This window comes from Pontibacillus yanchengensis (assembly GCF_009856295.1).
In the GTDB taxonomy this organism is placed as follows: domain Bacteria; phylum Bacillota; class Bacilli; order Bacillales; family BH030062; genus Pontibacillus; species Pontibacillus yanchengensis_A.
On the sequence record NZ_WMEU01000003.1, the window covers coordinates 254,857 to 268,664 of the forward strand.

A 13,808-nucleotide genomic window follows, 5' to 3' on the forward strand; every position below is an offset into this window, starting at 1 on the left:
TTCCTTGTTCTCATGTGAAAGAATTAATTATAAGATAGAAGTTGGAATCCATCATTCATTAAGGTACATACTAAGCAAACGTGAACGTTGAAGATTAAAGGAGTTTTACATAATGGCAGTAGTGTTGAATGTGATCTTTTTTCTAAGTACATTAGCTTTAACAAGTCAAGTAAAAGGTTCTGCGGCACGAAAAGTTTTTTACGGGATTGGACTCGTAATGAGTGTTGTTGGAATGATTGCGTTAATTGTTATGTCTGGTTGGGTTGCTTATACGGCTGGGATGATTTCTGCGGGGGTCAGTTTATTAGGTGTGCTAGGTTTGTTGTTTATGATGACGAAATAGGCATAAGATAGGAATCCAGGTCTGGATATGACCTGGTTTTTTATCGCTTAGTGTATAACATTCAATGCTTGTGTATAACGGAAAAAGTGATGTGTCCACGTCTAGTTCCAGCGCCCAGCGACTAGCAAACTTCCTGCACCTCCTTACGATAAGTCAACATCGGGTCGCTTGCGCTCCTCGTGTTTCCTTTATCTCATACGGAGCCGTCCAGTTTGTATGTCACTAAACGGGCGCTTGCACTTTTGTTCCGTCTAGTTCCAGCGCCCAGCGACTAGCAAACTTCCTGCACCTCCTTACGATAAGTCAACATCGGGTCGCTTGCGCTCCCCGTGTTTTCTTTATCTCATACGGAGCCGTCCAGTTTGTACGTCGCTAAACGGGCGCTTGCACTTTTGTTCTAGTGGAAATCATATGAGACCAAATAATTACAATTACCAATGACTTAAGACTTATTTTTTAGCTTTTTGTAGGGTTTACCTCGTTTTCTGTCGAATTATATTTATTTAGATTGATTAAAGACGTAGCAGTAGTGGTTCTTACATGTCTAGCTCCAGCGCCCAGCAACTAGTATGCTCCCCTCACCTCCGGTCGATATGTAGGCTGCAGCATATACGTCGCTACCAGGGCGCTTGCGCTTTTCTGTAGTTTACCTACGTCTTCATACGAATTACATCTTTTTAGGGGGGTACATATGTCTAATGAACATTCTAGGTATTCACGTCTAGCAAACTTAACAAAAATGATAAACACCAAATTAGAACTACGTGAAGTGCTTCAGCATGTCGTCACAGCTATATCAGAGGAGATCGTTTCCTGTGATTCCGTTGGCATTTATTTGCCGGAGGGAGATGGGACGTATAGAGGATATGTCGGAAAGCCTGAAGTCCTTAATGGGATGACGCTTGATATGCATGTAGTTGATCCAAAAGAAGATCCCCTGGCGAAAGAGGTTATAAAGACGCAGAAATCGGTTTATATTGCTGACACAGCAAGGGATCATCGGCCAGATCAAAATGCTGTGAACGCATTTGAAATTAAGTCTTTATTAGTCACGCCAATTTCCTATGCCGAGGAATTGTACGGGCTTGTGTTTTTGTTCGATTATGGCATTCCTATGGATTTAACAGACACAGAGATTCAGACAGTAGAAGCGTACGTAAACATGGCAGCGGTGGCGATTCGAAACGCTGAAACGTTAACCCGGAAGGAAAAGTTATTATCTGATAAGCAGCTTTTATTAGATGTGACAAGGGAGCTGTCTTTATCCTCTACGATACAAGAAGTGTTGGATAAATGTTTTCATTATGTGGGACAAATTTTGGAAAATCCGAATATTGGGGCTCACCTTTTGGATCCAATTGCCGATAAAAAAATTAAGCCCGCTAAATTGAGTCACCATAGTGATTGGACTGAAAAAGATTGGAAGGAGACCCATGAGAAAGTACAGGTTGATTTCAGTAATGATCAAGTCTTTCAGGAAGTGATTCAATCGAAAAAATCCGTCTACATCAGTGATGTGTCTCAAGATCATCGTCCTAGTCATAAGGCTTGTAGAGAGTTTGGGATTAAAGGGGTCCTCATGATGCCACTTCGGTCGATGGGGTCTGTGTTAGGTACCATTGCTGTTGTGAATTTAAATGAAGCGGGTCACGTTTATCAGGATTCAGACCTTCAATTAGCGCAGTCGATTGTTGATACAACTGCTTCTGTATTAGCCAACCTTTTGTATATGGAAAAACAAGAGGAGATCATTGAAGAGCGAACGTCAGAATTGCAGAGTAAGAATGAGGAGTTAAGTGAAGTTGTTCATGAATTACAGCGACTAAGTCGAGAGAATGAAATGATTTTAAATTCGGCTGGGGAAGGGATTTTTGGCCTCGATAATGAAGGGACCATCACGTTCTGTAATCCAGCAGCATCAAATTTGTTAGGGTATGAGCGTAAGGAAGAATTAATTGGTCAACATTATGCCCACATTTTTTACCGTTTTCCTGACCAAGCAAGCTTTGAAGATAATCATATTGAAACAATCGCTTCCATGGAACATTTTGAATCGGATGAGAAGTTCTTTAGGCAAGATGGGTCCGAATTCCCGGTCGAATATATTGTTGCACCTATTCGTGGGGACAGGGAAGAAGGGGGCTTTGTTGTCACCTTTAAGGACATCACCTTCCGTAAGCAAATGGAGGAAAAAGTGAAGTATCACGCTTATTATGATAGTGTGACGAACCTTCCAAACCGTGTGCTTCTCAAGGATCGTCTTGAGCAAGCGATTAATTATGCCCAATTACATAAAGAGCAGCTTGCTGTTTTATTCCTCGATTTAGACCGTTTTAAGAACATCAATGATACGTTTGGACATAGTTATGGAGACTTGTTACTGGAGCAAGTCGCACAGCGCGTGTCCGATAGTGTTCGAAAAGTGGATACCGTTTCTCGTCAAGGTGGGGATGAATTTACGATTATCCTGCCGAATGTTCAGTATCACGAAGAAATTGAAAGCATCTCAGAACGGATTCTGCATTCATTTGCAAAGCCATTTGATTTAAATGGAATGGAAGTGTTTGCATCTACCAGTATTGGGATAAGCGTGTACCCGCATGATAGTGAAGACCCTGAGGTGTTGATAAAAAATGCCGATACGGCGATGTACAAGTCGAAGGAATTGTCTGGGAATAAGTATCAATTTTATACGAAGGAAATGGATTTCAATACGATCGAAAACGTCAAAATCGAAAATGCCTTATACAAAGCGTTAAGTAATGACGAATTTTGTATTTTTTATCAGCCTCAAATGGAAGCCCATACTCATCGTTTGGTTGGTGTGGAGGCGCTCATTCGTTGGGAGCATCCGACAATGGGAATGATCTCACCCGGAGAATTCATCCCTATTGCAGAGGAAACCGGTTTAATTATCCCTATTGGAGAATGGGTGTTACAACATGCCTGCTACCAAATAAAAGAATGGGAATCTCAAGGTTATGCTGATTTATCAGTAGCAGTAAACCTTTCGGCGCGACAATTTAAGCAACGCAATCTTGTTTCCGCTGTAAAGGATGCACTTAAGGATAGTGGTGTTGATCCAAGCCATTTAGAGCTAGAACTCACCGAAAATATTATTATTCAAAATACAGATGAAACCATTAAGACGATGGAAGAGTTGAAGGAGTTAGGTATTCAAATTTCCATTGATGATTTCGGAACAGGGTATTCATCCCTCGGTTATTTAAAAAACTTTCCAATTAGCACGCTTAAAATCGATAAATCATTTGTAGCGGACGTACTGGAAAATACCAATAATGAAGCGATTACCCATACCATCATCACCTTGGCTCATAACCTTGATTTGAAGGTGATTGCTGAGGGGGTAGAGACGAAGGAGCAGTTGGATTTCCTAACGTCGAAGGAATGTGATTTTCTACAAGGGTACTATTTTAGTAAGCCTATACCTGCTGATGAATTTGAACAGAAGTATTTGAACAATGTTGATGAGTAATATCTACTCATCTATTAAAGGGGGAGTTCAATAATGAAAGCGACAAGAGCTGTATTGGATTATTTGAAAAAAGGTGGCGTGGAGTACATATTTGGTATTCCTGCTGGTTCTGTTAATGCGATGTTTGATGAACTATATGAAATTCCGGAAATCACGCCGATTATTACAAAGCATGAAGGCGCAGCGTCCTACATGGCTTGTTCCTATGCCAAGTATTCCAATTCGCTGAGTGTATGTATTGGAAGTAGTGGGCCTGGTGGAACGAACCTCGTTTCTGGAGCTGCCAATGCGATGCGGGAGCATTTACCGGTGTTATTTTTTACAGGAGCTGTACCAGTACCAACGATGGGCTTGAATGCTTCACAAGAATTAGACGCTAAACCTGTCTATGATTCGATTACAAAATATAGCGTAACCGTGCAAAAAGCGGAAGATCTTTTAGGTGAGGTAGTGAAGGCTGTGGAAATTGCACTAAGTGGCGTGCCAGGTCCTGTCCACGTAGCACTTCCGATTGATGTTCAGCTTGAAAAAGTAACAGAGCAGCTCATCCCTGATTTTCCACAAAAAGAAGACACGATTCCGACTGAGGATACAATCAAGCATACAGCACAGCAATTGATTGAAAAGGAAACAGGATATCTTTTTGTTGGACAAGGGATTAGAGGTGCTTCGGAGCAAGTAATTGAGCTTGCTGAATTACTGGATTGGCCAATCATCACAACACCGCAAGCGAAAGGATACATACCAGACGACCATCCGTTGTTTGCAGGGATATTTGGGTTTGCAGGTCACGAAAATGCTTCCCAGCTTATGAATGACGGCGAAGGAAAAACGTTATTTGTGATTGGATCGAGTTTAGGGGAAACGGCAACCAATAATTACAATACCAATCTAGCAAAAGATCGATATGTGATTCAGATGGATTTTGATGAAAGTGTCTTCAATCGAAAATATGAAGTAGACATTCCGCTAAAAAGTGATATTCAGCCTGGTCTCCGGATGTTAAATGCTCAACTAGAATCCATGGGGCTTTCTCGCACGACCTATGAGCCTAGTCGCTCTTTTGCCACGCCTACGGAAGAATACAATACACAGAATGTACTGCATGCCTTGCAACAAATTCTGCCTGTATCAAATCGCTATACTATTGATATCGGGGAATTCATGGCGTATGTGGTCCATCATATGGATGTGTTTGAGCCAAATACGTTCGATATCAATGTACACTTTGGTGCCATGGGAAGCGCCATCGGTGGAGCTATCGGTTCTCACCTAGCTGAACCAGAGCGTCCGGTAACGTGTATTACGGGGGATGGTTGTTTCTTCATGCATGGAATGGAAATGCTGACAGCGAAAGAATACAACATGAACGTTCTATTTGTCGTGTTGAACAATGCTCGTCTAGGCATGGTATATCATGGTCACACGTTGCAATATAAACGCTCTCATGAACGCCTAGAACAAGACCCAGTCGACATTGCCGCTATGGCAAAAGCAGCAGGCGTCCAGAGCACACGCATCGAAGACCTACACGAGCTCACTCCAGAACTCGTCAATGACCTTCGCAACCAAGACGGCCCAGCTGTCCTTGAGGTTTCCCTAGTAGATTCCAACATCCCACCAATGGGCGACCGCGTGAAATTCTTATCATCATTTGGGAAATAGAATATGTGAGAAAAGATGATCCAGAGATGGGTCATCTTTTTTTGTACGATAATGGTTCCAGCCCCCCACTGCGTTAATAGGGTAATGTATTCTCCATCAATAGCAGATGTTCTTTTTTGCTATGAATGGTATCCAATATCCGCTGAAAGAAAAACAACTCCCACATAAGTGTGAGAGTTATGTAGTACTGTTATAGATTTTCCATCAATTTTTTTGCTATTTTTCTATAGTCATCTGCATCGATTCCAGGGGCGAATTGTTCTGGGAGGTCATCTAAATCAGGGACAGGGGCTCCTTTTGGAGAGCCATAGACTACTTTTAGCGGTTGGCCTGACTCTGGATTGGTGCCTTTCCAAATCTGGTTAATGTCGCGGTAATCATTGTCACTGAACGTATATAAAATATTGTCTAACCCTTGTTCTTCGTATTTTTTGGCGTAATCGAACTTGGAGTTATCTAGATTTGGAACTGGGAGCATTTTCGATACATCGACACCTGTAACAATTTCAATCGCTTTCGCATAAGCCAACACATGCACGCCGCCGCGAACGAGTAAATAGCCAATCATTTCTCGGGCGGTAGGGTGGTCCGTCATCTCATATACGCGCATTTTATGCGTTCTAGCGCCAAGTTCTAGGAAGAAGTTGTGCAATAAATCGAGTACAAGATTACCGCTGTTGAACACGTTATCCCCGGTCCAAGCTTTCCCCATTGAATCTCCGACAAGGGCCGTTTGGGCAGTCGAAATGAATTGATACGTATTTCGCGCATCCAGTCCATTTTGCAGAGGAGTGATATCCGGAGCTCCCGGATAGGTAGTATCCCTTGTCAAAAGATTGATGGAAGTCGTGACGAGCTCCACATGGCCCATCTCTTCCGCTGTTATACTTGCTACTAAATCATAAAACGGCTTTAACTTCTTTTTGCCTCGAAAATTAAACGACTGGAACATGTAATTGTTTAACGTCGACATCTCGCCGAATTTCCCACCAAGAAGTTCCTGCACAGCTGCTGCGGCATTTTTGTCGCCTACCTCAGGAATAGGCAGTTCCACTAAAATACGATTTTCTCGTTTGAACACGAGCATCCCTCCTTATTCGGTCTGTAGAAAAGGTACGTCCATTAAGAAGGAAACACCCAAACAATTTGCTGAGTTCGAATGAAAAAAGGCGTATCATTCATCTCCACGACCACGTGATCTGGCAACACGTTGGTTAGTGTCCCCCTAATCGAACCTTGCGTTGTCTGGACCGTCACCTCACTTCCCATAACGGACTGAAGCGTCTGGTACACATAAGGATCATAAAAACTCTGCAGCATATTTGAATTCATGTATGTCCCCCCTTTGGATGATCTTTTCCATGTATATGTACGAACAGGGGAAATCATTTGTGTGGACGAGTTGTTTTTTTTTAGTCACAGAGATGTTTATATCGTTAAGATGAAGCATGACACTACACCATGTATCACGTCTTCTTAACATAAAAAATTGGCGCTACGTTCCTATAGGTCGATTTTCCCTAATTTTGGAATGTTTATATTCTATTAACGTTTATTTGATAGAGTGGTAATATCCATACAACATAGGGGGAGCATAATGAAGCGATTTTTTGTAATGATGATGGCAACGGTAATGGTGGCGGGGACTTTTTTTACATATCACACAGTACAAGCAGCAGAAGAATCACTTGGTGGAGAAACTCCAGAACATCTGACGCTAACATGGACTGATAGCCCGAAAACGACGCAAAATTTTACATGGCGGACATCCACTGATGTTACGGAATCTGTAGTGCAAATCGTGGAAACGTCAAACTATGATGGAAGCTTTGATTCTAGTGAAATGGTAGAGAACACAGGTGATAGTTTTACGTTTGAGTCGGATGAAGGAGCGATGCAGGTACATGAAGCGAAGGCAACAGCTCTTGAGCCTGGCACGTCCTATATGTATCGAGTTGGAAGTGGGCAACAAGGTGGTTGGAGTGATGCGGCTTCGTTCACAACGGAAGCTGGTGGAGACAAGCCGTTCACGTTTTTATTCACGACGGATACGCAATCTGCAGCCTCTACAAACATGACGTGGGGATACGGCATTTGGGGCGATATTTTTGATAAAGCTTTAACCCAGTATCCAAATGCTAGATTCATGTTGTTGTCGGGTGATATCGTCGATCGAGGCGATGAGCAGATTCATTGGGAAAATTGGTTCAAAGCCGCACAGCAGCAACTGCCGACGATTAATATGGTACCGACGATGGGCAACCATGACGTGTATGGTACAGGTGAGAAAAATTTCGCTGCCCAGTTCCAGCTGCCTGAAAATGGCCCTGAAGGCGAAAAAGAATTTGCGTACTCTTTCGACTACAGCAACGTTCATATTGCTGTCCTCAATTCAGAAGGGGATTTGCAAAAGCAAGCGGAGTGGCTGAAGCAGGATATGGCTGCTTCTGATAAGCAATGGAATATCGTTTCTTTCCACCGCTCGCCGTACCACAGTCACCCTGACCGAGCCAGTTTAGATGTACGCCATGCATGGACGCCAGTTTTTGATGAAGCAGGAGTAGACCTTGTATTGAGTGGTCACGATCATGCCTACATGCGCTCTTATCCTCTATATGACGGCGAAAAAGTGACCCAAGACAAAGGCACGACCTACATTATTGGAGGCAGCGCTGGACCGAAGTTTTATGAGATGGGTAACCAGCCTTGGATGAAAGTGAAATTTGATCAGGATAAGCAGATCTATTCAGGTGTGACGGTAGATGGAAACGAACTTCAGTTCAACGTGACCGCTAATGATGGGGAAACAGTAGATGCGTTCACGATGGTAAAAGAAGAGCCATTCGCTGGTATGAACTTCACGGAATGGGGCGAGAACCTTGCTACGAATGATCAGATGAAAACGTGGTCGATCTCTCTAAATACGAACATAGATGGATCTGCACTAAAAGCGGATCACGTACAGGTGAAAAAGAGCAATGCAGAGCAGGTAGACGTTAGTATTGCTGTTGAAAATAGCAATACGTTAACCGTGACACCAAAGGAACCTTATGAACCAGGCACCTATTATATGATGATTGATCAGAATCTACCGAATGAGACAGGTAAGGCATTGAAAAACAATGTGCGCGCGGAGTTTCAGGTGGAGTAGAGGTAGTAATAAATGAGTAAGTGAGAAAACACTTCTATTTATATAATAGGAGTGTTTTTTGAAGGTGTCTACGAGTAAGTTTATCTTGAATTGTAAAGAAAGAAGCTAGAGAGAAAAAATACATATGATTTGAGGAATATTACCTGTCTAAAGATGAAATTCTTCATATTAAACAATAAATAGCTCTATATAGACTTATGAGACACTGTTCGTAAATGAACAGTGTCTTCTTTTTACATGTTGGAATTCAATATAAAAAGGTTTTAGAGATATTCATACGTATATCAGGATTAGTGGTTTTTAGTTTATCTAGTAACTTTCCACAATTACCGATATGGACCAAGTATTGTTGGCCGCTGTTCATTACGAACACTAGTCCACTATAATACCTACCAGGGTTGCCAATTTGTATAGCGTTTTTTGGTACGTTTCCCCAATCGACTTCATATATTTCTTTAATATTTTGTATAAGAAGGTAGTTCGTATTGACACCAAAATATTGAGAGAATATAAGTTGGCTGTCTTTTATTTTATAGCTTACAGATATAAAGTTCCCGATTACAAAGACAAGAATGAAAGGAATTAAAAATAATAGGCCATAGAGAATATACATATATACGCCTCCAGTTTATGGATAGTCTATTATCTCTACGAAAAGAACCAGGTGTACGTTTCAAATCCTTTTTCTCCGTGAACTAGTGGAAGGCTGGTTAGAGAAAACACGAAATTCGCCCTTTTTGAAAGAAAAGAAAGCATAAGTTTCTGGCGCTTACGAGTCTATCTTCAGCGCCCACCCCTCGGATCTTAAGCAAATCCTCTCTGTGGCAAAAATCGCCACGGCGAGGCTTTGCTTAAGCCTGTCCGGGTGAACAAGGTGCCTGCGCTTTTGCTGTGTCCAGCTTCAGCGCCCAGCGACTAGCAAACTTCCTGCACCTCCTTACGATAAGTCAACATCGAATCGCTTGCGTTCTTCGTGTTTCCTTTATCTGCGTCACGCAGCAACATCGAACCAACCCACGTCCTGTGGGCAGCAGTTTGTACGTCGTTTAACGGTCGCTTGCGCTTTTGTTCTTTTATGTAAAATTTGCTTTGAGGTTTAATGTGAAACGGAAATAGCTTTTTGCAAGTTTAATAGTCTATTTTGGGTAAAGGCTTTTGTGAAAAATTCTTCAGAGCTGCATGTCATATAATGGTAAAAAATGTAGTTCAACTAGTCTGTTAGTCATAAAAGAAGCAGGAAAATCAAACCAGACACCTCCCTGACTTACCAAAACATAGCGAAAATGGTTGAAATTTGAAACTTTTGTATGAGGAATGGAGTCTAGTAAAATCAAACTTTATTGGTATAGACATCTATATCTATGAACAGGTATGCTTGAGTTATTGAAAGCCTTTTCAACTAATAGAAAGGCTTTAGACGAAAAGGAGGGATGCCTCAAGAAGGTTCGTTGTTAGTGAAAAAGAGTTCCTAGTATGGAGAAAGGTCTAGTTGTTTGCATGAGGGAATGGTGCAAGCGGCAAACTAGACGCAAGCCGGAAAAGGTACGATTGATTGTTCTATAGCTTACCGTAAAACACCCTTGACTACCACCACACCTATGAATAACGGGGAGAGCTAATGGTATTTATTTTTAAAAAGGGGAGTGGAGGTATGAAACGAAACAAAACTGGGTTTTGGGCAAGTGTACTCGTGTTTATTTTACTCGTAAGTCAAGTGATGGCAGGATTTCAATCACAAACCGTTCACGCAGCGAATCATTCTAAGGCAGATGATTCCGTTAAAGATCTAGTCATTTATCAAAATCTTTCTCAGGTCGACACAAACATAAGTGGAGGTTCCCTTCAGTTAAAAGCATTGAATGTATATGATGAGGGGCATTTTAAGTGGACGGAAGATCACCTTACATGGAAGTCCACTAATAAAAATGTTGCAACGGTAGATGAAGACGGAAAGGTGACCTTCCATGGAAAACCAGGACGTACGTTTATCGTTGTGAGCGATGGCAATGGTCATTGGGATCGTATTACATTACATGGTAAGCCAGATAAGGATTCTGAAGGCAAGAAAGATGTTGCTTATCAGGTTGTGGAGCAAGACTGGACGAAATATGAATTAGTCGATCAGGCCGTTAAGAACATGAGTTTAGAAGAAAAAGTCGGTCAAATGATGATGCCAGATTTCCGTAAATGGGACGGCGAAAACGTAACGAAAATGCTACCTGAAATCAAGAAAATGGTGGAGAATTATCATCTTGGCGGTGTCATTTTGTTCCGTGAAAACGTGGTAACGACAGAGCAAACGACACAACTTGTGGCAGATTATCAGGATGCGTCCGAGCGTTTTGGTCTGTTGACGACAATTGACCAAGAAGGCGGTATTGTAACACGTCTTCAGTCCGGAACAGATTTCCCTGGTAATATGGCACTTGGAGCTACTCGATCAGAAGACATTACATACAATGTCGGACAGGCAATCGGCGAGGAGCTTTCCTCTCTAGGTATTAACATGAACTTAGCGCCGGTGATGGACGTAAACAACAACCCTGACAACCCAGTTATTGGGGTTCGTTCTTTTGGAGAAGATCCAGAGCTTGTTGCTGAGCTAGGAACTTCTTACATCCAAGGTGTTCAAAGTACAGGGGTTGCGGCAACTGCGAAGCACTTCCCGGGACATGGAGATACGGCAACGGATTCGCACATTGGATTGCCAGAAGTACCATATGGAATCGATCGTCTTGAAGACGTTGAGCTATATCCTTTCCAACAAGCGATGGATGCTGGTGTGGATGCGATTATGACTGCACACGTAACCTTCCCGAAAATTGATGATAGCACAGCTACTTCTAAGAAAACGGGAGAAGAAGTTACCTTACCAGCAACCCTTTCGAAAAAGGTACTAACTGGTCTGATGCGCGAAAAAATGGGCTATGATGGCGTGATTTACACAGACGCGTTAAACATGAACGCCATCACTGAGCACTTCGGTTCCGTTGATGCAGCTGTTCGCGCCGTAAAAGCAGGTACAGACATCGTGCTTATGCCTGTAGGTATTGAAAAAGTATTCAATGGCCTCGTGGATGCGGTTGAAAAAGGTGAGATTAAAGAAAAATCCATCAATGCATCCGTTGAGCGTATTTTAGAATTGAAGATTGAAAAAGGTATCATCAAGAGTGAACAACCAGAATCGGTTGAGAAGAAAGTAGAGAATGCGAAACAAGTAGTTGGCTCTGAGGCTCACAAGGCTGTTGAACAAAAAGCAGCAGAAAAATCCATTACGCTAGTGAAAAACGAAGACGTACTACCTATTACTAATTCTAACGAAAAAGTAGTCGTTGTCGGAAAGTCGTTCGTAGGTGATCTAGGTTCAGCCGTAAAAGCTGAACATGACAACACAGATGTGATTGAGCTAGGTGATGACTACGCATTATCTGATGACCAGCTTCAACAAATAAAAGAAGCGGATCATGTTGTGGTTGGAACGTACACGTACAATGTTTCAACGCGTGCAGAGGACAGTCCACAAATGCAAATGGTTGATAAAGTCATGGAAGAAGCAGATGGATCCGTTATTGGAGTAGGTATCCGAAATCCATATGACATCATGGCTTATCCTGATGTGGACACATTTATCGCCCAATATGGTTTCCGCGATGCAAGCTTTGAAGCAACAGCGAAAGTACTTGTAGGCGAAAATGCACCAACAGGCGAACTACCTGTTACCATTCCAAACACGGATGGAGAAGGTGCGATGTACGATTATGGTCATGGTCTAACCTTCGATCCTGTTGAAGGTGGAGATGATGAAGGTGACGATGAAGGCGAAGATGAGGAAGAAAACGAGCAGGATTTCAAACTAGGCGTCGAGCAACTTTTAAATGAGAAAAAAGAATTGATTGAAGGGAAAAAAGTAGGTCTCATCACAAATCCAACCGGTGTGGATCAAGACATGAACAGCATTGTGGATTTACTGCATAACGATGAAGACGTCAACTTAACTGCCCTTTACGGCCCAGAGCACGGAGTTCGTGGAAGTGCTCAAGCTGGCGAATATGTTGAATTTTACGAAGATGAACAGACGGGCTTACCAGTTTATAGCCTATACGGCGAAACTCGTAAACCAAGTCCAGAAATGCTTGAAGATGTAGAAGTGTTATTGTTTGATATTCAAGATGTAGGAACTCGTTTCTATACGTACATTTACACAATGGCGCTTGCCATGGAAGCTTCAGCAGAGAATGATATTGAATTCGTTGTACTAGATCGCCCAAATCCGTTAAGTGGTGAAAAAGTGGCTGGTCCAGTTCTTGATGAAGACTACAAGTCCTTCGTCGGAAAATATCCAATCCCACTACGCCACGGCATGACGGTTGGAGAACTAGCAAAAATGTTTAACAAAGAATTCGACATCGGTGCAGACTTAACGGTTGTAGAGATGGAAAATTGGAACCGCGATGATTATTACAAAGATACAGGTTTAGAATTCGTGATGCCATCTCCAAATATGCCAACAACAGACACGGCATTGGTTTACCCTGGAGCGGCTTTGATCGAAGGAACGAACGTATCAGAAGGACGCGGCACAACCAAACCATTTGAGCTAATCGGAGCACCGTATATCAATAGTAAAGAACTAGCAGACAAAATGGGAAGCTACGACCTACCAGGCGTTGACTTCCGCGCTGCATCCTTTACCCCATCCTTCTCCAAGCACAGCGGTGAACTCGTGCACGGAGTGGAGTTACACGTAACCAACAAAGAAGAATACAACGCCGTCGAAACAGGCCTGACACTCGTGAAAACCATTCACGACCTATACCCTGAAGACTTCGCATTCCGCGAAGAAAACAGCAACGGCGTCTCCTTCTTCGACTACCTGATCGGAAACGGCTGGGTAAGAGAAGCCATCGAAAACGGTAAATCCGTTGATGAGATGCAAGAAAAATGGCAAGGCGGACTGGAAGAGTTCATGGATCTAAGAGAAGAATACTTGCTGTATCAGTAAGAGAGGAAAGAGCTCCGGCTTGGCCGGGGCTCTTTTTTATGGTGGGATGGAGGGACAGGTCCCTCATCTCAAAACCCCAGATGCTCGGAAATTTAAAAAAATGATCGCAAAATCAAAATTCTGCTCCAAAATTCGAAATTCTGCTCGCAAA

8 protein-coding genes and 1 pseudogene are annotated in these 13,808 nt (G+C 42.5%); 6 read left to right on the forward strand and 3 right to left on the reverse strand.

Translation table 11 applies throughout. From position 1 onward, the window contains the following. Window positions 1-112: 112 nt before the first annotated feature. The 3 genes from GLW08_RS11225 to GLW08_RS11235 all read left to right on the forward strand — a co-directional run bounded on the left by GLW08_RS11225 (window position 113) and on the right by GLW08_RS11235 (window position 5,504). The gene (locus GLW08_RS11225; protein ID WP_160848744.1) at window positions 113-343 is read left to right on the forward strand and encodes a hypothetical protein; all 231 of its coding nucleotides are present in this window, start codon (window positions 113-115) and stop codon (window positions 341-343) included. Window positions 344-1,034: 691 nt separating this feature from the next. Further along, window positions 1,035-3,839 carry a bifunctional diguanylate cyclase/phosphodiesterase gene (locus tag GLW08_RS11230; RefSeq protein ID WP_160848745.1) on the forward strand — a complete coding sequence of 935 codons (2,805 nt, stop codon included), beginning with the start codon at window positions 1,035-1,037 and terminating at the stop codon, window positions 3,837-3,839. 33 nt (window positions 3,840-3,872) lie between these two features. Further along, a complete protein-coding gene (locus tag GLW08_RS11235) occupies window positions 3,873-5,504 on the forward strand; it encodes a thiamine pyrophosphate-binding protein (RefSeq protein ID WP_160848746.1) in 1,632 nt (543 codons plus the stop codon). A gap of 190 nt (window positions 5,505-5,694) precedes the next feature. Here the strand turns inward: GLW08_RS11235 and GLW08_RS11240 are convergent, their stop codons facing one another. Further along, the gene (locus tag GLW08_RS11240) at window positions 5,695-6,585 is read right to left on the reverse strand and encodes a manganese catalase family protein (protein WP_160848747.1); all 891 of its coding nucleotides are present in this window, start codon (window positions 6,583-6,585) and stop codon (window positions 5,695-5,697) included. A 41-nt stretch (window positions 6,586-6,626) separates the two neighbouring features. Next, the gene (locus GLW08_RS11245; RefSeq protein WP_160848748.1) at window positions 6,627-6,836 is read right to left on the reverse strand and encodes a YuzF family protein; all 210 of its coding nucleotides are present in this window, start codon (window positions 6,834-6,836) and stop codon (window positions 6,627-6,629) included. A gap of 265 nt (window positions 6,837-7,101) precedes the next feature. Here GLW08_RS11245 and GLW08_RS11250 point away from each other — a divergent pair, with 265 nt between their 5' ends. Further along, on the forward strand, window positions 7,102-8,655 hold the full coding sequence (locus GLW08_RS11250) for a purple acid phosphatase family protein (protein ID WP_160848749.1): 1,554 nt from the start codon (window positions 7,102-7,104) through the stop codon (window positions 8,653-8,655). Between the two features lie 247 nt (window positions 8,656-8,902). On the opposite strand, the gene GLW08_RS11255 is transcribed toward GLW08_RS11250, so the two are convergent. After that, the gene (locus GLW08_RS11255; protein WP_160848750.1) at window positions 8,903-9,268 is read right to left on the reverse strand and encodes a hypothetical protein; all 366 of its coding nucleotides are present in this window, start codon (window positions 9,266-9,268) and stop codon (window positions 8,903-8,905) included. Window positions 9,269-10,792: 1,524 nt separating this feature from the next. Here GLW08_RS11255 and GLW08_RS11260 point away from each other — a divergent pair. Further along, window positions 10,793-12,412: pseudogene (locus tag GLW08_RS11260) on the forward strand (glycoside hydrolase family 3 protein); the annotation flags it as partial. Continuing rightward, entirely contained in the window at window positions 12,404-13,657 is a 1,254-nt protein-coding gene (locus tag GLW08_RS21905) for an exo-beta-N-acetylmuramidase NamZ family protein (RefSeq protein ID WP_237458431.1), read from the forward strand. The pseudogene GLW08_RS11260 and the gene GLW08_RS21905, both read left to right, overlap by 9 nt. The last annotated feature ends 151 nt before the right edge of the window (window positions 13,658-13,808 follow it).